Origin of the sequence: Erysipelothrix sp. HDW6B (genome assembly GCF_011301115.1) — a bacterium.
Taxonomy (GTDB): Bacteria; Bacillota_I; Bacilli_A; order Erysipelotrichales; family Erysipelotrichaceae; genus Erysipelothrix; species Erysipelothrix anatis.
The window spans coordinates 2,108,420-2,131,036 of the sequence record NZ_CP049860.1 but is presented as its reverse complement, the minus strand read 5'-3'; the positions used below and the strand labels follow the sequence as shown (position 1 = coordinate 2,131,036).

The 22,617-nt window shown below is 37.5% G+C and carries 16 protein-coding genes and 9 tRNA genes; 24 read left to right on the top strand and 1 reads right to left on the bottom strand.

Annotation, left to right across the window (positions count from 1 at the left end; translation table 11 throughout):
* Positions 1-37 precede the first annotated feature (37 nt).
* The 24 genes from G7061_RS10225 (at position 38) to G7061_RS10845 (ending at position 20,988) form a co-directional block, all read left to right on the top strand.
* Positions 38-1,999 (top strand): LCP family protein, encoded by a 1,962-nt coding sequence (locus G7061_RS10225; RefSeq protein WP_166121082.1) that lies wholly within the window; start codon positions 38-40, stop codon positions 1,997-1,999.
* Between the two features lie 136 nt (positions 2,000-2,135).
* Positions 2,136-3,020, top strand: a complete 885-nt coding sequence (locus tag G7061_RS10220) for a diacylglycerol kinase family protein (RefSeq protein ID WP_159646633.1) — start codon at positions 2,136-2,138, stop codon at positions 3,018-3,020.
* Between the two features lie 47 nt (positions 3,021-3,067).
* Complete coding sequence (gene trxA / locus G7061_RS10215) at positions 3,068-3,376, top strand: thioredoxin (RefSeq protein ID WP_159637344.1); 309 nt, start codon at positions 3,068-3,070, stop codon at positions 3,374-3,376.
* Positions 3,377-3,507: 131 nt separating this feature from the next.
* Positions 3,508-4,041 carry a helix-turn-helix domain-containing protein gene (locus tag G7061_RS10210; protein WP_159637338.1) on the top strand — a complete coding sequence of 178 codons (534 nt, stop codon included), beginning with the start codon at positions 3,508-3,510 and terminating at the stop codon, positions 4,039-4,041.
* Between the two features lie 11 nt (positions 4,042-4,052).
* Positions 4,053-5,102, top strand: coding sequence for a spermidine/putrescine ABC transporter ATP-binding protein (potA, locus tag G7061_RS10205; RefSeq protein ID WP_159639462.1), 1,050 nt, complete (start codon positions 4,053-4,055; stop codon positions 5,100-5,102).
* Positions 5,102-5,947, top strand: coding sequence for an ABC transporter permease (locus tag G7061_RS10200; protein ID WP_159639461.1), 846 nt, complete (start codon positions 5,102-5,104; stop codon positions 5,945-5,947). The genes potA and G7061_RS10200 overlap by 1 nt, the downstream gene beginning before the upstream one ends.
* Positions 5,947-6,753, top strand: a complete 807-nt coding sequence (locus G7061_RS10195) for an ABC transporter permease (protein WP_159639460.1) — start codon at positions 5,947-5,949, stop codon at positions 6,751-6,753. The genes G7061_RS10200 and G7061_RS10195 overlap by 1 nt, the downstream gene beginning before the upstream one ends.
* Positions 6,750-7,799: an ABC transporter substrate-binding protein gene (locus G7061_RS10190; RefSeq protein ID WP_159637298.1), complete on the top strand. Its 1,050-nt coding sequence runs from the start codon at positions 6,750-6,752 to the stop codon at positions 7,797-7,799. Before G7061_RS10195 ends, G7061_RS10190 begins: the two co-directional genes overlap by 4 nt.
* Positions 7,800-8,204: 405 nt before the next feature.
* Positions 8,205-8,278, top strand: a tRNA-Cys gene (locus tag G7061_RS10185).
* Between the two features lie 4 nt (positions 8,279-8,282).
* Positions 8,283-8,369: transfer RNA gene (locus tag G7061_RS10180), tRNA-Leu, on the top strand.
* Positions 8,370-8,416: 47 nt separating this feature from the next.
* Positions 8,417-8,493 (top strand) — tRNA-Arg (locus G7061_RS10175).
* Positions 8,494-8,500: 7 nt separating this feature from the next.
* A tRNA-Pro gene (locus tag G7061_RS10170) sits at positions 8,501-8,577 on the top strand.
* Between the two features lie 26 nt (positions 8,578-8,603).
* A tRNA-Met gene (locus G7061_RS10165) sits at positions 8,604-8,680 on the top strand.
* 28 nt (positions 8,681-8,708) lie between these two features.
* Positions 8,709-8,785: transfer RNA gene (locus G7061_RS10160), tRNA-Ile, on the top strand.
* A gap of 21 nt (positions 8,786-8,806) precedes the next feature.
* A tRNA-Ser gene (locus G7061_RS10155) sits at positions 8,807-8,895 on the top strand.
* Between the two features lie 62 nt (positions 8,896-8,957).
* A tRNA-Met gene (locus tag G7061_RS10150) sits at positions 8,958-9,034 on the top strand.
* A 2-nt stretch (positions 9,035-9,036) separates the two neighbouring features.
* Positions 9,037-9,112: transfer RNA gene (locus G7061_RS10145), tRNA-Phe, on the top strand.
* A gap of 1,150 nt (positions 9,113-10,262) precedes the next feature.
* Positions 10,263-11,294, top strand: a complete 1,032-nt coding sequence (locus tag G7061_RS10140) for a hypothetical protein (protein ID WP_166121079.1) — start codon at positions 10,263-10,265, stop codon at positions 11,292-11,294.
* 124 nt (positions 11,295-11,418) lie between these two features.
* Positions 11,419-12,813: a Y-family DNA polymerase gene (locus G7061_RS10135; RefSeq protein ID WP_166082419.1), complete on the top strand. Its 1,395-nt coding sequence runs from the start codon at positions 11,419-11,421 to the stop codon at positions 12,811-12,813.
* Positions 12,770-13,141 carry a hypothetical protein gene (locus G7061_RS10130; protein ID WP_159639413.1) on the top strand — a complete coding sequence of 124 codons (372 nt, stop codon included), beginning with the start codon at positions 12,770-12,772 and terminating at the stop codon, positions 13,139-13,141. Before G7061_RS10135 ends, G7061_RS10130 begins: the two co-directional genes overlap by 44 nt.
* A 136-nt stretch (positions 13,142-13,277) precedes the next feature.
* Positions 13,278-13,763 (top strand): lipoprotein, encoded by a 486-nt coding sequence (locus G7061_RS10125; RefSeq protein ID WP_159644987.1) that lies wholly within the window; start codon positions 13,278-13,280, stop codon positions 13,761-13,763.
* Between the two features lie 9 nt (positions 13,764-13,772).
* Positions 13,773-14,252: an LURP-one-related/scramblase family protein gene (locus G7061_RS10120; protein ID WP_159639411.1), complete on the top strand. Its 480-nt coding sequence runs from the start codon at positions 13,773-13,775 to the stop codon at positions 14,250-14,252.
* A gap of 341 nt (positions 14,253-14,593) precedes the next feature.
* Positions 14,594-16,831: a formate C-acetyltransferase gene (gene pflB, locus G7061_RS10115; RefSeq protein WP_159644983.1), complete on the top strand. Its 2,238-nt coding sequence runs from the start codon at positions 14,594-14,596 to the stop codon at positions 16,829-16,831.
* A 764-nt stretch (positions 16,832-17,595) separates the two neighbouring features.
* Positions 17,596-20,988: an InlB B-repeat-containing protein gene (locus G7061_RS10845; protein ID WP_205700096.1), complete on the top strand. Its 3,393-nt coding sequence runs from the start codon at positions 17,596-17,598 to the stop codon at positions 20,986-20,988.
* Positions 20,989-21,038: 50 nt separating this feature from the next.
* On the opposite strand, the gene G7061_RS10090 is transcribed toward G7061_RS10845, so the two are convergent.
* A complete protein-coding gene (locus tag G7061_RS10090; protein WP_166121076.1) occupies positions 21,039-22,616 on the bottom strand; it encodes a response regulator in 1,578 nt (525 codons plus the stop codon).
* Position 22,617: the final 1 nt, after the last annotated feature.

The window sequence follows — 22,617 nt, the reverse complement described above, 5'->3', positions numbered from 1 at the left end:
TTGCAGCGATGGTTTTATTTCGATAAGGAGGCAACCGATGCGACACCGAAAACAACCCAAAGCCAAGCGTTTTTTTGATGCACCATTCTATGGTATTCTCATAACCTTTGCAACCAATATTGTAATAGCGATGATGATCGTTCTTGCAGGTAATTATATGAAAATCCATTCGGAGTACTTTACGATGGGAATTGGAATATTGGTTATTCTAGCACTTGTCTTAAATCTAACGTTCTTAATCGGGTATGCGAAACGTGTTCGATTCATGCGAACTATCACTGTTTTCTTTGGAATTGCTTTACTTACAGTGAGTGGAGTTGCTACTTATTATCTATATAAAACAGATTCTTTAATAAACCAAATTATCAACATTTCGGGAGAAGAAAGTATTGACTACGTTATTGTCTCAATTGATGGAACGAAAACAGACAAAGATTTAGCCGGCGCGAAAGTGGGTTATATTCAAAGTGTCAATCCAGAATTTGAAACGCTTATTCAAGAGAATGTACAGAGATACTCACGAACTTCGGAACTGGTCGAATATAAAGATACCAAGAGTTTGGTGGATGCAGCCCTTAACAAAGAAATTCCGTTTGCGGTACTTCCTAAGAACTACACACGACTTGCTGAAACTGTTGATGCACCTGTGAATCCGTTCGAGCCATCAAAGAGTATTGTGAATTTTTCGGCGTCTGTATCTTCAGAAGTATCTAATGTTGATGTTGTACGTGAACCCTTTACCTTACTCATGCTGGGAAACAATGATAATCTATCCGATTCCATCATTCTTGCAACATTCAACCCAAACACGATGAAAGCAACAATGACAAGTGTCCCACGTGATAGTTATGTCCCTATAGCATGTTACCCAGGCCAAACTTTTGATAAAATAAATCATTCGCGTGGTATTAGCCGTGAATGCATGATTGATACTGTGGAGAATTTCCTTGATGTTGATATCGATTTCTACTTTGAAACAGATTTTTATGCTCTAGAGAAAATTGTCGACGCGCTTGGGGGACTAGATATTGAGTCGCCATTACAATTCGCGGGTTCATTCCCAATTGAAGACTCAAATCCAGTCGAATACGAACCAATAACTGTACCTGAAGGTATGAATCATCTCGACGGAAAACAAGTTGTTACATTTGCCCGCGAACGCTATAGCTTCGCAGATAATGATTTTGCTCGCCAACGAAACCAACAGTATGTCATTCGAGAGATAGCGGCAGCTATTATTAATACTCGCAATCCCAATACACTCGTAAATATTTTGGATGGAGCTAAAAACAATATTTCAACGAACATGTCCGTTAATCACATGACATCTCTGATGGGGTATGCAATCACAAGTATCCAAACGTCACCACTAGAACCAATGGAGACATTCAGAATTGTCCAATCACAAATACTTGGAGAACCCGATGAAGCACCGAATGGTGCAAGCGTAATTCGTCCATATACTACGTATGTGCATAATACGCGAACACTCATCGATCAAAATATGGAGACAACTCCGCAGCTTCAAGGCGATACAGCCTTCGGTTTCACGTTTTCAAAACCATATGATGCGTTTACTCAAAACCCTGACTTAGAAACATTTGATGGACGCTTGTGGTCAGAGAATGAGTTAAAGAGTAATCGAGATCGTTCAAAAGATAAGTCCATTGCGAATCAAGAAACCAAGATAAATGGTATCAATGATTCGAAAACATCACAAACGAACTCCAAAAATACGCAGGACTCAAATAGCTCAAAAAACGAAAGCATCGATAGTATGACTGCAAATGGCGAAGTTAAAGTACCAGACTTTAGCACGATGAGTCGTGACGCTATCAATAAATGGGCAACAAAGCATAAAATTGACATCGAATTTGCACAATCAGAACAGAGTTCAGAAATGTTCAATGATGGCCAATTTTGGTCGCAATCGAGTCTTGAGGGTGATGTACTACCACAAGGGTCCACAATTGTGATTCATTATGTTGTGAGAACATAAAAATGTGTTTACAATTGTAATCGTTTATGCAAGAATTAATAGAGAAGGATAAGGAAGTGATGCCACTTCCTTTCGTCTTTGTTGAAAAGAAAGTCGGACTGTACGATAATAGTAACGTTAAAACAGGAGAAGTTTTATGAAACACGTATTTATTATTAATCCAATTTCAGGACTGGGGAATGTAAAAGATGTTGCTGGTTGGGTTCATGAATATTTTGAAAAAAGTAATGAAAGTTATGAAATTCGTTTTACGGAATCTGTTGGTCATGCGCAACGCATTGCATCTGAATATACAGAAGAAGTCGTCTTATATTCCGTTGGTGGTGATGGAACAGCCCACGAGATTCTAAACGGAATGCACTTTGACTCACAACTCGCAATAATACCTGTGGGAACAGGTAATGATTTTTGGCGAATGATCGCAGCGGATAAAAAGGATATTAAAGATGTACTTTATCGAACAATTGAAGGCGAAGTCCATAATATTGATATTGGAATCGCGAATGACCACTATTTCCTAAACTGCCTAAATATCGGAGTAGACGCTGATGTTAACAAACGCGTCAATGCAGTTCGCACAACAATCTTCCCCCGTTCACTTGTATATATCTACAACGCGGTGATTGCACTAGCGGTAAAAAAGAAAACGCATTTAGATATAACGATGAATGGCGAGACACAACGATTCGATACGCTACTCACATCTGTAATGAACGGAAAGTGGTACGGCGGCGGGTTTAAGAGTGCCCCATTGGCAGATATTGAAGATGGATTGTTGGATGTAACCATTGTTAGTGATGTTCCTTTTTGGAGATTGCCGAAATTATTTCCAATGTACTATAAAGGAAATCATCTAGGACTTGATGTTGTGGAAACTCAAAAAGTCACAGAATTACATATTCATGCAAATCATCCAGTTGCAGTAGGGTATGATGGAGAAGTCTTTGAATATACGGATATTGCAATCAAAGTATTACAAGGAAAACTCAAATTTAGAATGCCTGTGGGCAACAACACTTAATTTTTGAGTAGTTGTGGTATAATATACAGGCTTAGGAGGTAATACACATGAAAAACTTAACAAAAGCTAACTTCAATGAAGAAATTTCAGATGGCGTTGTATTAGTAGATTTTTACGCTGACTGGTGTGGCCCTTGCAAGATGATCTCCCCGATTCTTGCTGAACTATCAGAGGTACATGCTGACAAGGCTACAATCGTCAAAGTTAATGTTGATGAGGAAGGCGAGCTTGCACAACGTTTCGACGTTATGTCAATCCCAACGCTTATCTTGTTTAAAGACGGAAAACCTGTTGGTCGCAAAACAGGATTCATGCCAAAACCAGAACTTGAAAAATTCATCACATCAGCTGAATAATTAAAACACCAACAATTTTGTTGGTGTTTTTTTTCATATGTATTGCATTTCAAAAATGAATATGTATAATAAAACTTGTGTTTAAGGTTACTAATATATTTGTTTAGCAATACTAAACAAGCGAGGTGCATATGGAAATCGGGAAAAAACTCAAACAATTACGCATAAAAAACGGATTAACGTTAGAAGAGCTAGCAAGTCGTAGTGAACTGTCGAAAGGCTTTTTATCGCAATTGGAAAATGATTTAACATCGCCATCAATCGCAACGCTTAGTGATCTTGTAGAAGCGTTGGGTACGGACTTATCAGCATTCTTCAAACAAGAAAAAGAGGAACAGATTGTTTTTAAATCAGATGACTACTTTATTGATGAGAATGAAGACCATACAATCCACTGGATTGTTCCCAATGCACAAAAAAATGAAATGGAACCCATCATGCTTGAACTTAAAGCAGGTGGTGTTTCAAATACGATCGAACCCCATGAAGGTGAAGAATTCGGTTATGTACTGCAGGGAAAAATACTTCTTAAGTATGGTGATGAGGAACTCACCGTATCTAAAGGACAAACATTTTATATTAACGGGAGCAAAACGCACGTGATTGAGAATCCGTACCAACAAACGGCTCGACTCATTTGGGTATGTACCCCACCGATTTTTTAAGGAGGAAACGCATGGAAAACAAACCATTGATTCAATTTCGAAATATCGTTAAGAGTTTTGATGACCAACTAGTCTTAAAAGGAATTAACCTTGATATTTTTGAAAATGAATTTGTAACACTACTGGGACCATCAGGATGTGGCAAAACAACATTACTGAGAATTCTTGGAGGATTCTTAGAACAAAATTCAGGAGAAGTTTACTTCGATGAATTAGAGATTACAAAACTTCCGGCCTACAAACGTGAAGTCAATACAGTTTTTCAACGGTATGCACTCTTTCCACATTTAAATGTCTATGAAAATATTGCATTTGGACTTCGCATCAAAAAGGAAGATGAAAGCATCATTAAACAAAAAGTTGAACGGATGCTTGAACTTGTAGGCCTTGTTGGCTATGAACACCGCAGTGTTACCGCAATGTCAGGTGGACAGCAACAACGGATTGCGATTGCACGTGCGCTTGTTAACGAACCCATGGTTTTACTCCTTGATGAACCCTTGGGAGCACTCGATTTAAAACTACGTAAAGAAATGCAACATGAACTCAAAGCTATTCAGCAAGATGTTGGAATTACTTTCGTTTATGTTACCCATGATCAAGAAGAAGCATTAACGATGTCCGACAAGATTGTAGTTATGAATGCGGGTGAGATTCAACAAATCGGAACCCCAACAGATATTTACAATGAACCAGAGAACCGCTTTGTTGCAAACTTTATTGGTGACTCAAATATCTTTGAGGGTACAATGATTCGCGATAACCTTGTCGAGTTTGACGGCACTCAATTTGAATGTGTTGATCATGGATTCGATGAAAATGAAAAAGTTGATATTGTTATCCGACCTGAAGACATCGATATTGTTGATGTTGAACTTGGTAAACTAACAGGTGTTGTTGATTCAATTCTCTTTAAAGGCGTTCACTATGAAATAGTCGTAAAAACAGACAATCGTGAATTTATTATTCATACAACCGATATATCTGAAATAGGAAAAGAAGTAGGCATCCACTTCTTCCCAGAAGATATCCATGTTATGTACACGATGGAGACTTATTAGTGAAAAGCTACCGTAAGTTAATCACACCTTATGCTGTCTGGATGTCACTCTTCGTAGTATTGCCGATGTTTATCATCCTAATCTACGCACTGACAACAAAAGGCAATGATGTTGTAACGCTACAATTATCATTAGATAACTTCAAAAAATTCTTTGATCCAGTCTTTATCAAAGTCTTGCTCGAATCCCTAAAAATTGCAACTGTAACAACGGTAATTTGTTTAATTATAGGATACCCACTTGCATACATCATTTCACGCCGTAGCGAAAAGATGCAAACTCTCTTAATTCTGTTGGTGACATTACCGATGTGGATTAATATGTTGGTCCGAACATATGCTTGGATTAGCATTCTGTCAGATGTTGGTATCATTAATAATATTCTCGGATTCTTTGGGATTCCACCTATTAAAATGATGTATACCGACTTTGCCGTAATTCTAGGTATGGTTTACAACTTCTTACCATTTATGATTATTCAAATTTATACGGTGTTATCCAAGCTGGATGAATCACTCATTCAAGCAAGTCACGATCTTGGAGCAAATCGTTTCCAAACATTTAGAAAAGTTATTTTCCCATTATCCCTTTCAGGTGTTATTTCGGGAATTACATTAGTATTTTTACCATCATTATCAACGTTTATTATTCCGAAATTTCTCGGAGGTGGAAGTTATGTCTTGATTGGTAACCTCATTGAGAACCAATTCATAAATATTGGTGATTACAACTTCGGATCAGCCATTTCACTCATTATGGCAATTCTCATCCTCGTTTCGATGCACTTTGCACAACGTGCCGACAAGTCGAATACTGACGAAGTGATGAAGGGAGGGAAAATCTAATGAAAAAAGAACGTAAATTTGGAAGTATCTTAACACTTGCAGCAATGCTGATCTTCTTCTACGGTCCAATTATCGTTATGATTGTCTTCTCGTTCAATAGTTCGAAATCATTGACATCATGGACAGGTTTCTCAACAGACTGGTATTCCAAACTCTTTGAAAGCCGAGATATCATGGATGCAGTATCAAATTCGGTAAGCATTGCGATTATTGCAACAATCATCTCAACAATCGTAGGAACTCTAACAGCAATTGGTATTTCACGACACAAACCACTCGTTCGTAAGATTTACCTAAACATCAATAATCTTCCGGTGCTTAATCCAGAGATCGTTACAGCGATAGGGTTAATGCTACTCTTTATATCCTTGCCGAAGCTCGGCAAAGGATACATGACAATGCTTATTGCCCATATAACATTCTGTACACCTTATGTAATCCTAACCGTACTGCCAAAGCTTCGATCGTTAGATCCAAGCATTGCCGATGCAGCTATGGACCTGGGTGCAACACCCTTTGCAGCATTACGTAAAGTAATTCTGCCACAACTAACACCAGCCATAATTTCCGCTGCGCTAATTGCCTTCACCATGTCATTTGATGACTTCGTGATTTCATACTTTACAACAGGTAATGGTGTCAGCAATATTTCAATTTATGTCTATACGATGTCAAAACGTATTAATCCAATGATTAATGCACTCTCAACAATTATTGTTGTTATTATCACGATAGCCCTCATTTTAATCAACGTACTCCCACTCATCGTGAAAAAGAAAGATAAACGAAAGGTCGAAACCATATGAAAAAAATTTTAGTAGGACTTGCAGCACTAATTGTGCTTGCAGGATGTGCATCCGGTACATCAAAAGAAACACAAACACTCCGTGTATTTAACTGGGGTGAATACATTGACGAAACCCTTATTACAGAATTTGAAAAAGAATTTAATGCAAAAGTAATTTATGATCGCTTTGAATCCAACGAAGCAATGTATACAAAACTTCAAGATGGTTCAAGTTATGATATCTTAATTCCTTCAGACTATATGACACAACGTATGCGCGAAGAAGGTTTGCTTCAAAAAGTTGATTATTCTAAAATTCCTAACTACGCAAATGTTAATCCAAGTCTAAAAGGACGTCACATGGATCCAAATGATGAATATACAGTGCCATACTTCATGGGAAGTGTTGGAATTGTTTACAATAAGAATAATGTTGATCAAAAAGACTTAGATGCTCTTGGATGGAATATTTTCATGGATCAAAAATATGCAGGTAAAACGTATTTCTACGATTCAGAGCGTGATGCTTTCATGGTTGCTTTAAAAGCTAATGGATACTCCATGAATACGACAAATCCAGAAGAATTAGAAATAGCATACAACTGGTTGGTTGAAATGCGCCAAACAATGTCACCAATTTATGTAACAGACGAAGTTATTGATGGAATGGCTACAGGGGTCAAAGACCTTGCTGTAGTGTACTCAGGGGATGCAAGCTATATTCTATCAGAGAATCCTGATATGGCTTTCTATGCACCGTTACAAGGAACAAACGTATGGTCAGATACAATGGTTATCCCTACAAACGCACAAAACCCAGAACTTGCACATGAATGGATGAATTTCATGATTAGCGAAGATGCATCTACACGTATCTCTGAGGAAGTAGGTTACACAAGTCCGTTACCTACAGTTGTGGAGGCATTAACAGCACCAGGTGCTAAATATGCTGAAGTAAGCTCATACGTGCCACGTGATGGCTATGAGAAGGATGAAGAGTTTTTCTATGATGCAAACATGAAAGTTATTCTTTCAGATTACTGGCAAAAAATTAAAGCTGTTTAAGTAGTAATGTGAGGGTTATGCACAGGAGTTTATGTGCGTAACTCTCGCTTTTTATTAGCGAATCAAAGATCACCAATTAATTCACGAAAATAAATGTACAACCTATTAAATGTAATACATATAAATGTGCGTTTGGCTCGCTAAAATAGCGGATATATTAAATATTCAAATTCTCGATTCAAGAATGAAAAATTCTACTAAATTATAAAAGAATTAAATAATTATTAATCGTATCAGCATACTCAAACGCACTGTTTAGTGGGTTATTGATAGTGTTGGGAAAATATTGCTAAAAAACGTAATTCTTTTTCAATAATATGCTTGCATTTTGTTTCTGTTATTGTATAATGTAAAAGCAGTCAAGGAAACGGCAAGTCAATCGCAAGATTAAAAGTCGCTTAAAATGGTTCCTTAGCCAAGTGGTAAGGCAACAGACTGCAACTCTGTCATCGTCGGTTCGAATCCGATAGGAACCTCCAATATGGGGATGTGGCGGAATTGGTAGACGCAACGGACTTAAAATCCGTTGAAGGCAACTTCGTATGGGTTCAAGTCCCTTCATCCCCACCATTACTTTTTAACTGGTGGATCCACAATTCAATAAACGATGTACATTCGCGCTCGTAGCTCAACTGGATAGAGCACTTGATTACGGCTCAAGAGGTTATGGGTTCAACTCCTGTCGAGCGCGCCATATTAGTCGGGATGTAGCACAGCTTGGTAGTGCACCTGGTTTGGGACCAGGGGGTCGCAGGTTCGAATCCTGTCATCCCGACCATTTTATTTTAAAACACATTTATACATGGCGGGTTAGCTCAGTTGGCTAGAGCGTCCGGTTCATACCCGGAAGGTCGCGAGTTCGAATCTCACACCCGCTACCATTTATCTAAAACAAACTACTGTAGTATTGGACCCTTAGCTCAGTTGGTTAGAGCTACCGGCTCATAACCGGTTGGTCGTAGGTTCGAGTCCTACAGGGTCCACCAAATAAAACAAAATTTCCTTATGGAGGAGTACCCAAGTGGCTGAAGGGACTGGTCTTGAAAACCAGCAGACGTGAGAGCGTGCGGGAGTTCGAATCTCCCCTCCTCCGCCATAAATTTTGCTTGATTTGTTAAGTAAATGTGATATAATGGTGTAGCAGTAAAAATTACATATCGCGGGATGGAGCAGTCTGGTAGCTCGTCGGGCTCATAACCCGAAGGTCGTAGGTTCAAATCCTTCTCCCGCAACCAATGGCCCTGTAGCTCAGTCGGTAGAGCAACGGATTGAAGCTCCGTGTGTCGCCAGTTCGATTCTGGCTGGGGCCACCATGACACAAACGACAACCACTCAATTATGAGTGGTTTTTTTAATCCGCTTAACCATCTTTTCAACTTATATTTTTTGTTATAATTACTACATTCTCATATGCCTTTAAAAGAAAGTAATCTAATAGTAGCAGAAGCGTGTTTTAAGACATACAAATTTTGAGTGTACTTTAATTCTTTAATCTTTAAAATTATAATATTGATTCAATATCTTAGCCTTGACATTCGTAACAAAACTAAATGAGTCAAGTAATTAAAATAAGGATTGGTCATTGTACTGCGGTACCATAGATCAACTTTTATAATACAGAGACGAATAATCACAAGACTGTTTCTTGAAAGGTAAGTTAATGCGACACATGCAATAACAAAAGGCGATTGCGCATCTCTAAAGGAAAACGCTAACTATAGGTTACAATCAAAAGATACTATTAAACCTACCCATTATCTGGGTAGTTTTTTTTGTAATGTGCCATTTTACTTATAATTAGATATAAAAAAGTATTGGTAATATCTTTCCAGTATTCGCATATGATTGATGAATCTTTACCTGTTAAGAACAAATCCATTTTATTGTGTAGAATTTGTACCTTCGCGTTTTGATTTGATCAAGAGAAAGTTAATAGGAAGGGATATAAAAAAGACAATGAAGCTCCATATAGCAACAAAGAGATAGGCAAGGTTTGATAACGGGTCATCGATAAAGAATGGGTCTGCTTGCATCAGAGACTGTGTATCGATATACAAAAATAAAGAAATGATTAGGAAAAATAGAAAACTAATTACTAATGATAGGATTAGTGCACTTGAAAATATGGATCGCTTTGATTTGCTTTGCATCAAAATTACCTCGTAATATCTATAATTGTATCAATTATAACGTGAAGTATAAATAGGGTTTCTGATTTATAGAGGTTTAGGTATTCATCTATTTTGGATATGCATACTTTAGGTTCATTGTCGTGTGCCTATATTGATGTCACATGCCTGCGATTTAAATTACTTAACGAAATGACCAGAAATATGTGGTTAGCGATATTCAAATTAATGTTTAATTGCTAACTTTCGCAAAATTGTATAATAACATCGCTTTTTCAATCTTATTTGGGTATGATAGGAGCAGTGTGAAAATGTAATTTTCTGTGGAGGACAAATGAGAAAGAAATTACTTAAGTTGAGTGTCGTCACTGGAGTTTTAATGCTGACGACCATATTACCTGTATCGGCAACGTCCGGTAAATTAAAGGGCGGAAGTATCATTAGCTGTGGGGATACGTATTACGGTCACCATGGGGATGGACACTGGCATGTAGCAGCAGATCGAGGTTCAGGATGGTATCCTCAGGGAGGATCGTTAGGTTACGATAACCCTTGCGGCGGAAATGCATCGCCATCCCGTTCGGGTGATACGAGAGCGCAAGAACAAGAATCAAAGCGATTAGAAGATGAAAGAGTCGCTGCTGAAGCCGCGGCAGCGAAGCAATTAGAAGAAGAGCGCAAACTTAAAGAAGCCGAAGAAGCGAAGGCAAAAGAAATAGAACTGGAAAAATTAAATAACACTACAATTGATGTAATAAGTTTTGGTGGAACTGAATTTGGCGGTTCGAAGACAGAGAAAGTATCGACGCTTCAACTTTTATCTAACGAGGTTAATTTGGATTCTTTTTTAGTAACAACAAAAAATGGACAAGCCACGAGTTCACTAAGTTTTGAAAAGGATTTAAAGCCGTTTATGGGTAACAATCTACAAGTTAAAGTAGTATCCGAAAACAAAGAAAAGAACCAAATTCATGACTTTAAAGTATTTATTTTTGGTACTGCAGAAGAGTTTGCAGATGCGTCATATGATGCGAAAATATCATATGGGAAAGACAAAACTCTAGAGTTAACCAATACATCAGTTTCAGAGATACGTGGCTCAGATTTGGGTGATCTTGCTACAGGGACGATTACGAACCTGTCGATTAATGGTCACTTAGTTGATGATGTTTCTTATCAGATCAAGCAGACAGATAAAATTGCAATTAAATTGTACAATAAAGATGGCGTGTTCTTTGGCGAAATCCCAGTAAAAGAAAAGAATACTACAGGTGAAGTTGTTCTTGGTACTGCAATTTTTGCGGGTGCTGGGGTTGGTGGATATACCTTAATTCGCAAGCGGAAAAAAGCTAAAAATAACGTATAAAATAAAAATTATATAAATCCAAAGACATCGTGCGATGTCTTTTTTTCTGTAAAACAAAAAAAGTAGTGGACACATAATGTCGTCTATTTAGAGTATAATATTGATAGAAGAAAGGGTGATACTTATGACGTCTGTGACATTTGATTACGATAAAGAACCATCTCGTGATATTCTCTGTATCGATTGCAAGAGCTTTTACGCGTCTTGTGAGGCAGTTTCACGCAAATTGAATCCATTAACCACTAAGCTAGTTGTCATGAGTTATCCCAGCGATAGCGTTAATGAACGTGGTAGTGGACTAATTCTTGCATCCAGTCCCGAGGCAAAAAAAGCTTATGGAATAAGTAATGTTAGTCGTGCTCGTGATCTACCCTTTCCGTACCCAGATGATTTGGTAATTGCTGCACCGCGTATGCACATGTATATGCAAATGCATCGCCAAATTAATGAAATATATCGGAAGTATGTCGATGATAAAAATGTATCGACATATTCGGTTGACGAAACATTCTTAGATGTGACGGATTCTTTAGAATATTTCAATTGTGAGAGTGCGTATCAAATTGCAAAGTTAATTCAGACTGAAGTGTTTCGTAAGACAGGAATTTATACGACTGTTGGAATTGGAGACAATCCACTGTTGGCGAAGTTAGCGTTGGATAATGAAGCAAAGAATAATAAAGATATGAAAGCGGAGTGGCGTTATGAGGATGTTCCTTCAAAATTATGGAAAATTAAAACGATGACGGATATGTGGGGAATAGGACATCGAGGTGCCATTCGTTTACAAAAATTAGGCATCTTCAGTGTTTACGATTTAGCGCATGCTAACTACGATTTATTGAAAAGTAAACTTGGAATATTGGGAACACAACTTTATGCACATGCATGGGGAATTGACCGTACATTTTTGGGTGAAGCATATGCCCCAAAATCTCGCTCTATTGGAAATTCACAAGTATTGAACCGTGATTATACTAGTAAAAAAGAACTTGAAATCGTTATTCGTGAAATGGCAGATCAAGTGGCGACGCGTCTTCGAAAAGAGGGAGTTAAAACGAGTAATGTGAGTCTATGGGTGGGTTATTCGTTAGGGTTTGTTGACCGTGATGGAAAGACTGGTTTTAATAAGCAGAAAAATATCGAGATGACCAATCAAAGTCATAAACTTGCTGAAGTTCTCATTGATATTTTTGAACAACATTTTGACCATCAAACTGTGCGTAATATTGGCATTAACTGTTCTAAGCTAAGCCATGATATGCCGGAGCAAATTAATATCTTCGAATCGGTAGTTCAAAAAGAAAAGAATCATAAATTTGATGAAGCGGTTGATACTGTGCGTGAGAAATTTGGTTTCACTAAAATGGTTTATGCGAGTAGTCTTATGGAAGGCGGTCGTGCCATTGCCCGGAGCTCATTAGTGGGTGGCCATGCTGGTGGTCTGGAGGGTATGGAAAGTGAGGAGCGTATTCGTGACAAGAAAAAGGACAAAAAAGGAATTCAAAAACTACAATGAGTATGAAGATCGACCTTTTGGCCTGAAGTGGGGTACTGCATTTGCGCTTGCTGAGCTTACTAAAACGATTGATGAGGGCAAAAGTGATGCACTTAAAGTAGTACCGGCCCTACCGCAAATGGATCGTGAGGAAATAGATGCCGTTCTACAGTTCGCATTTCTGAAATCAAAGGTGATATCTGTACAAGTCAATATAATGGATGATCATCAGCGCCTTAGAGAAAGCGTAACGGGAAAATTTGCGGGAATGGCGGATGATTCATTTTTCTATATTGAAGGCTATGCGATTAGTTGGGATATCGTGCGGAATGTGGCTGTCGTTGAATAAACATCAATGCTTAAAGTTATGATATGAGTGTTGGAAATAGGATGGTCCTTTCATTAAAGCAAGTTGTTCGAATAGGTTCCCCTTTTATGTATGTATCGATATGTGTTACTATCGAAGTACATTAGGGGGGAACCAAATGAAAAAAATCGTAGTTTTACTTTTGGGTACGTTACTACTTGCTGGCTGTTCAATAAAAGGAAGTCCTTCACAAACGCTTTGTGAGTTGAAGGATAGTGGTCCAATGAGTTATTATTACACAATTGATGCGGAGGGTAATGACGTCACAAGGGTGGAGAATGTATTTAAACTTGAATATACTGCAGATTTACCAAAGGAAGGTTTTGAAATGCTTGCGAATGAGTTTCAAAAAGTCTTTGAAGCAAGTAATCAAGTTATGATTGATACTGCAGGTGGTAAAGATATCCCAGGGATCGAATCAAAAGTAATAAGAACTGACAGTGTGTTAGAATTAATTCAAATTCAGACGATGAAAGATATTGATTTTGATTTAATGAAACGTATCGATTATTATTCAGGATATGATCGTGAAATAAAGGGATTGTTTTTGGATGAAGAAGTAAGTGCATTACAGGACAATGACTTTATTTGTACGAAAAAGTAGAGAGGCAACATGAAATTATATATCAAGCAAAAAGTATTTGCGATTAGTGAGAGGTTTACAGTTAAAGATGAAACTGGAGTCGATAGATTTTTTGTCGAGGGAAGTTTCATGAGAATACCCAAAAAATTTGTGATTCGCAATGAGAACGGCGAAATGGTGTCGGAGATTGAAAAACAAATGTTTCGAATTTTTTCGCGTTATGATATTACGACACCAACAACAGATCATGTTGAACTTGTTCGAAGATTCTCATTCTTTAAAAGTAAATTTGAGATAACTGGCAAACAGTGGGAGTTACGGGGTGATATTTGGGATCATGATTACAGTGTAGTCTATGGTGAACGGCCTATCATGTATTTGAGAAAGCATTGGTTTACTTGGGGTGATAGTTACGAACTTACGATTCCGGATGAACGCGATGCTGTGCTTGCACTATCAATTGCTATTGCTATAGATAAAGAAATTTCGGATGATCAACAATCAAACTAAGATTTCGAAATGTGAAATCAAACTCAAGACAGCACACAACCTGCGCTGTCTTTTATTATGGAGGCAGAGGTAACTACATACCAATGATTAATATGTGAATTCGTTAATTAATAAATTGCACAGAATGAGTCATGATGTATCTTAAAACACAGTTAAACAGAGCTTGTGAGCGATTTATGATTATTATCAAACGAACGGACAATATGTTATTTATAAATAATATGTTATATATTTCACGTCAAATACAATGAATATACACCTCAAATGATAACCACTATTGATATACTTTAAGAGTAATACATTAGATATGGGGATTTGATTCTAATAAAGGAGGTATCTTGATGTATAATCAATGGAATGGTTTCAAAGGAAACTATTGGAAAGAAAATATTGATACGCGTGATTTTATTAAACAAAACTACACAGAGTATCGTGGTGATGATGAGTTCTTAGAAGGACCAACACAAAATACAATTGACCTAATGGAACAATTGGAAACAATGAATGCTTACCAACGTGAGCATGATGGTGTCTACAACATGGATACAAAGATTGTATCTACCGTAACATCACATGGACCAGGTTACATGAATAAAGACTTGGAACAGATTGTTGGTTTCCAAACTGACGAACCTTTAAAACAAGCATTCATTCCTTTCGGAGGAATTGGAATGGCTGTGAAATCATTGGAAAGTAATGGTTACGTTGCTGATGAAGAGCTCGTAAACATCTTTACAAAATGGCGCAAAACGCACAACCAAGGTGTCTTTGATGTTTATACAGCAGAGATGCGTGCAGCTCGTAAAAATAAGATTATCACAGGACTACCAGATGCATACGGTCGTGGTCGTATTATCGGTGATTACCGCCGTGTCGCATTGTACGGAATTGATCGTTTAATCAAAGCGAAAAAAGATGATCTCAATCATGCAGGTTACCGAACAATGACAGATGACGTGATTCGTCTTCGTGAAGAAATCAACGAACAAATTCGTGCGTTAGCTGACATGAAAGAAATGGCAGCAAGCTACGGTTATGATATTTCACAACCAGCTGCAAATGCTAAAGAGGCTGTGCAATGGTTATACTTTGGATACCTTGCAGCTATCAAAGAAAACAATGGTGCAGCGATGTCCATTGGACGTATTTCAGCATTCTTAGATATCTACCTACAACGTGATCTAGCAGCAGGTACTATCTCAGAGCTAGAAGCTCAAGAGTTGATTGACCACCTCGTTATGAAATTACGTATGGTTAAATTTGCTCGTACACCAGAGTACAACTCACTCTTCAGTGGATACCCAATTTGGGCTACACTTTCAATCGCTGGGATGGCATTTGATGGACGTTCATTAGTAACAAAAACAGATTTCCGTCTCTTGCATACACTCATTAACATGGGTCCATCACCTGAGCCAAACTTAACAGTTCTCTACTGTGATGCATTGCCAGAAGGATTCCGTACTTTTGCATCCCGTATCGCTATCGAAACATCGTCAATTCAATTTGAAAATGACGAGTTACTCCGTGAAAAATGGGGTTCAGATGATGCAGCAATCGCTTGCTGTGTTTCCGCAACAGTTATTGGTAAAGACATGCAGTTCTTCGGTGCACGTGCTAACTTAATTAAAGCATTGTTATATGCAATCAACGGTGGTGTTGATGAAATTACAGGTGCTCAAGTTGGACCACGTTACCGCCCAATTTCATCTGAAATCTTAGATTTTGAAGAAGTTAAAGTAGCATACCAAGATATGATGGATTGGTTGGCAGAACTTTATGTAAATACTTTAAACTCAATTCACTATATGCATGATAAATATGCATACGAAAAATCACAACTTGCATTGATGGATTCTGATTTAAAACGTACCTTTGCAACAGGTATTGCTGGAATCTCACACGTTGCAGACTCATTGTCAGCAATCAAATATGCAAAAGTTAAACCAATTCGTGATGAGAATGGTGTTGCGATTGACTTTGAAATTGAAGGGGACTTCCCACGTTATGGTAATGATGATAACCGTGCAGATGATCTTGCAAACTGGGCACTTCAATACTTTATGAAGCAAATCAAACGTCACCATACATACCGTAACTCAACACCTACATTAAGTTTACTTACAATCACATCAAATGTTGTTTATGGTAAAGCTACAGGTAATACACCAGATGGTCGTGGAAAAGGTGTTCCATTGGCTCCAGGAGCTAACCCATCATACGGTGCAGAACGTAATGGATTACTTGCATCACTTAACTCAACTGCTAAATTGGATTATAACTGTGCATTAGATGGTATTTCCAATACGCAAACAATTGCACCAATCTCATTGGGTAAATCAGATCCTGAGCGTGTTGCAAACCTACGTGGAATCATGGACGGATACTTCTCACAAGGAGCATACCACCTTAATGTTAACGTCTTCGATAACTCATTGTTAGAAGATGCGATGGCAAATCCACTCAAATATCCAAACTTAACAATTCGTGTTTCTGGATATGCAGTTCGTTTCGTTGAACTTACAAAAGAACAACAACTCGATGTTCTAATGCGTACAGCTCACGAACGTACAGTTTAAAATTACTTATAATCAATAAATAGTAAAGCTTTTAAATTGATAAAACTTAAAAACATCAGAGTAGACGACCTGCTAATGGGTCATCTTCTCTGGTGTTTTCTTTTTTTTTTTTCTCACATTTTTTGATGTGTAATAGAGGGAATTTCGCAATTGAATTGTATAGTACGGGCTTGGATAATTATAGATTAGGAAGCTATGAGTTAAAGATTTGTTAATATAATCTTAATTATTTAATACAAAAATACGTATTTCTTAACAGTGTTATAATTAATATTGAAATAATAGTGAAGTTAAGAAAATAACTAATAAATATAGACTTTATGGTGTTATTATTATAGTATTCGAGAACTGGAAGTTTAATAGTTGGAATTGTAAGACATTTTCTTATGAATCCGATGGAACGCAATATTTAATTACTGACAGTCCATCCGAATGTATTTGTACTGTAAATTTGAACGAAATTGCATCGTTTGCAATCTTAGTGAAATCGTGACACACGTCAAAAATCACTGAAGTTATCATGGGGGGGAATCCAAGATAAATTTTCAGACTCTAAAAGCATTCGATTTTTATAGAATCGGAAGTTTCAATTAAGGGTCTTTTATAATATTTTGGCTTAGTAACTATTGTTCGAAACAGATATCTAAATACAGTTGTAAATTATATCCCCCTTTATTATTGGTCAACTGCATGCTGTAGAAAAAGTAACGCATGGAGTTTGTCTGGATAATTGAACTTGAAAGAGTTCGGATAAAGGAGAAATTATGAAGAAGTTCATAAGTTTATGTATGGTCATTTTGATGGCCTTTGCGACAGTGCCTATTACGGCAGAGAGCAACAAATTGGATTCAATGTTTTCTGACAATCTACAGGATTATGTTAGAACACATGCGTATTCCAATGCAGATAAATTGCTGACGACGGATGAAGAATTTATTGAATATGTAAAGACAATCGAATCGGTAGGATTTGTTCGTGGTGATAACGTTGAGTTTAATCACATTACAGTCTTTGATTTTAGAGGAATCGAATACTTTGAATCCTTAAATGATTTAACTGTAACGATAAATTTATCGATGTTTTCTGATCCAAATCGTAAGTTAAAAGAGGTGCAAAACTTTACAAATCTACCTCAAAACTTTATCGATAGTGGCAACAAAATAAAAATCAAACCTGGAATGTTCTTTTCTTCACGAACATTATATGTTGCACCACATTTAGTATATGCGTACCGACAAGGTACTGGAAACACGCAACCTGATCGATTTGACAAAATCAAAAATGAATTTACTAAGCAAATGACAACGTTCCTTAGTCAATATCAAGGTGCCCGAATTGGTGCTGAAATAGAAGATTTTGACGTTATCGTGGATGATTTTAATTGGTTAAATCAATTGAATCGAAATGTCGATTTATCGATGAGTTTGGAAACTCAAGATAGAATCCAAATTGGAACGGTCCATAATGTCCCAGTAAATGATAAAGAGTATTATGAATTTGATATTGATAGTAGTCAAATTCCAGATGTCATTGTTGCGGACGGGAACCAATATCGTGCAGCAAGTCCCAATGAGAAAACAATTGGTATTGATTATGAAGCAACCAAAGCTTATGTTCAAAACTATTTAACACCTGCTGGAGCGCCGCTAACTAACTTTGAAATTGTTGCAACATTAACTGATGGACGAACCTTTACTGCAGACCAAGACTTTACACTTGCAGGAGATGGTAGCGACACGGATAAGTTCTTTTCAAAGGGTGCATCTTCAGATGGTCTAAGAGGAGCAATCGATGTTGTAAAACTCCGTTTTGAAAAATCAGACGCTGTTAAAGCTATGATCACTACTCAAGCAGCGGAATATGAAACATTTAGAACGAGTGAATTTTCGATAATTACAACAGATTATTCGAAAGATATGGCTCTCAATCCTGATGTAGCTATTAATCATGAATTTTTTGCTGATAAATTGGGCCTTACAATCCAATCTTATTTCGTGAATGATGATAACACGTTGCGCATCAACCCGTTCGGAATTAAGCCAATATTTGTAGGTTTCTTCGGTGAACCTTATACTGTTACTTATAACTATGACAATGGTGCAGATCCATTAGTTCTTACAGAACAATATGAAGGGACTCATCTTACTAAACCGCAAACTCCGATTAAAGATGGATTTAAGTTTGATGGTTGGTACACAAGTGCAGATTTCACAACTGCATGGAACTTTGACACAATGCAAGTTACAGATGATTTAAACTTATATGCTAAATGGACGACAAGTGACGTCACAGTGACGTTTGTGGATGGTGGTGTGTCTACACCAGTATCGACGAAGCTTGATCAACCCTTAGATGCAAGCAAAATCCCTGCTACGGTTAAAGAGGGTTATACATTCAAAGAATGGAACACTCAAGCCGATGGCAAAGGAACTGCATTTGATACCACAGCGGTAGTTAAAGCAGATCAAACAGTATATGCAATTTATGAAGCGAACAATGTTACTGTAACGTTTGTGGATGGAACTACATCAACACCAGTCGTTACAAAATACGACCAAGCGTTAGATGCAAGCAAAATTCCCGCTACGGTTAAAGAGGGCTATACATTCAAAGAATGGAACACTCAAGCCGATGGCAAAGGAACTGCATTTGATACCACAGCGGTAGTTAAAGCAGATCAAACAGTATATGCAATTTATGAAGCGAACAATGTTACTGTAACGTTTGTGGATGGAACAACATCAACACCAGCCGTTACAAAATACGACAAAGCGTTAGATGCAAGCAAAATCCCTGCTACGGTTAAAGAGGGATATACATTCAAAGAATGGAACACTCAAGCCGATGGCAAAGGAACTGCATTTGATACCACAGCCGTAATTAAAGCAGATCAAACAGTATATGCAATTTATGAAGCGAACAATGTTACTGTAACGTTTGTGGACGGATCTACATCAACACCAGTCGTTACAAAATACGACCAAGCGTTAGATGCAAGCAAAATTCCCGCTACGGTTAAAGAGGGCTATACATTCAAAGAATGGAATACTCAAGCCGATGGCAAAGGAACTGCATTTGATACCACAGCGGTAGTTAAAGCAGGTCAAACAGTATATGCAATTTATGAAGCGAACAATGTTACTGTAACGTTTGTGGACGGATCTACATCAACACCAGTTGTTACGAAATACGACCAAGCGTTAGATGCAAGCAAGATTCCTGCAACGGTTAAAGAGGGCTATACATTCAAAGAATGGAATACTCAAGCCGATGGCAAAGGAACTGCATTTGATACCACAGAGGTAGTTAAAGCAGATCAAACAGTATATGCAATTTACGAAAAAAATATTGTTCCAATTCAAAAAGTAACGGTTAAATTTGTAGTTGGAACACTAACAAGCGAGGTTACAGTTGATATTAATACTGTAATTCCAACAAATAGAATTCCTTCAACAATTAAAACTGGTTACACCTTTAAGGGATGGAACACAAAAGTAGATGGACTTGGAACGAAGATAGATTTCACAAAAGCTATCACAGAGGACCAAACAGTCTATGCAATCTATGACAAAGATGTTGAACCTGTACAAAAAGTAACCATCACATTCGTTGATGATGAAACAACAACTCCAGTCGTAATTGACGTCAATACTGTAGTATCAGCTGATCAAGTTCCAACAACAGCTAAAGCAGGTTACACCTTCAAAGGTTGGAATACACAAGCTGACGGCAAAGGGTTAATGATTGACTTAACACAACCAATCACTGCTGACCAAACAGTTTACGCGATTTACGAAAAGAACATTGTCCCAGTAGAAACAGTAACCGTGACATTTGTTGATGGAAGTATTAAAACACCAGTTGTAGTTGCGATCAATACGGTATTACCAAGTGCAAAGATACCAGCAACAGTTAAAGACGGCTACACCTTCAAAGGTTGGAATACACAAGCAGATGGTAAAGGTCAATATTTCGATACATCAATCGCAGTAGCTGAAGACATCACGCTTTATGCAATCTACGAAAAGAATGAAGCAAAACCAGTCTTACCTGCAACCGGATTAGCATCAAATTCGTACATTTTAGTTGGCGGAGCAGCATTGATTGTTAGTGGACTCTACCTCTCACTAAAAGGAAAGAAACAAGAGAATAATTAGCAACTAAAAAAAAGAACCGCAGCTCTCAACCGAGTGGCTGTGGTTCTTTTTTACGCTTTTCTGTTTGCGAAGTAGTTTTTTCGATAATCACCAGGTGTTTCACCTGTAACTTTTTTAAAAGTTGTCGAGAAAATGATTGGGGAACTAAACCCAACCATTTCTGAGATTTCGTAAAACTTGAGATTCTCATTTTCGATAAGCTCTTTTGCTTTGATAATTCGAACTTCATTAATATATGATACGACAGATTTTCCGATAATCTTCGGAAAAAGACGGCTCAAGTATGATGGTGTAACATCAACGTTTTCCGCAATAACCGTCAAGTGGATATCTTCATGGTAATGGTTTTTAATATACATCATCGCTTTATTGACGACATAGTTTGAGGAGCTTGCAAGTTCTTTGTCTTGCATCGGTAGCATAAAGTCTCGAAGTGTTGTTTTCATCATTTCCAGACTAGGCATCGCAGTAAGATTGAAATTTGGAAACTCAAGTTTTTTCTTTTCAATGAAAACGTAAAATGCATTATGAATCATGAGTGCAAACTGATCATACGTAAGGATTATTTTCTCTTGGAAAATTTGTTCGATGTACTGATCCATAACTAATTCAATTGACCCAAAATTTTCTTGGTCAAAGGCAGCGTGCAAATCACTCAAGAATTGTTGGCTACCTGCTTGCTTCGAATCGTTGATAAATGTGAATTCTGAGATGTTGTGGACCGTTGTATCATCCTTTAGGCGATGCATTTCGTGCAATGCTTCAAGATTCTGGAATGTTTGTTTAACGTCATCAAGTGCCACAACCTCATCAATATAATAGACAGAATTCTGTATGTCTAAAAATTTGTTGAGGCTCTTATGGAGTTGATTTGCCTTGTCCTGGATTGTCTTATTGAAGTCACCAAAAAAATAAGAATTGTGTAGATTTAATAGAATTGCGTAGGCGCCTGATTTTTCAGTTACGTGCAAGAAGGTACATTCTAAAAAAGTATTCTGAATAATATTCTTGAGAACAAAGTCAAACTCAAGAATATCACGCTCGGCATACCGTTCGAGAACGTGGTCAAAATTTTCAATAGCAATAATCATTGGAAGGTAGTGTGGTGTTTGTTGTGGAATATCAATTACAGATAAATCTGGCATGGTATTACTGCGTTGAAACAACCAATGCTCAAATTGTGCGAGTGCTTCGTTGTATTTTTCTTTGATTTGATATTCTGCTATGAGGGAATCTTTTTCACCGTTGGTGCGTTTTTTCTCATTATCCGCACTGACGCCATCAATCATCTTTATGATGTTTTCACGTGAGATATCCGTTTTTAGAATATAGTCGTGAATGCCGTAGAGCATTGCTTTTTTAACAATCTCGAACTCATCATGAGCTGACATAACGACTACACGCGTTGCAAAGTCTCGTGTTGACATCCACTCAAGGACATCTAATCCAGTCATAACTGGCATCGTGATATCCAAGCACATGACATCGATATTTTGATCTTGTAAAATATCGATAGCCTCTTTTCCATTGCTGGCGGTTAAGAATTCGTAACCGTGATCGTCCCAGTTCACCAGTATCTTCAGATACTGAAGGATTTTTTGTTCATCATCGACAAAGAGTATTTTCATA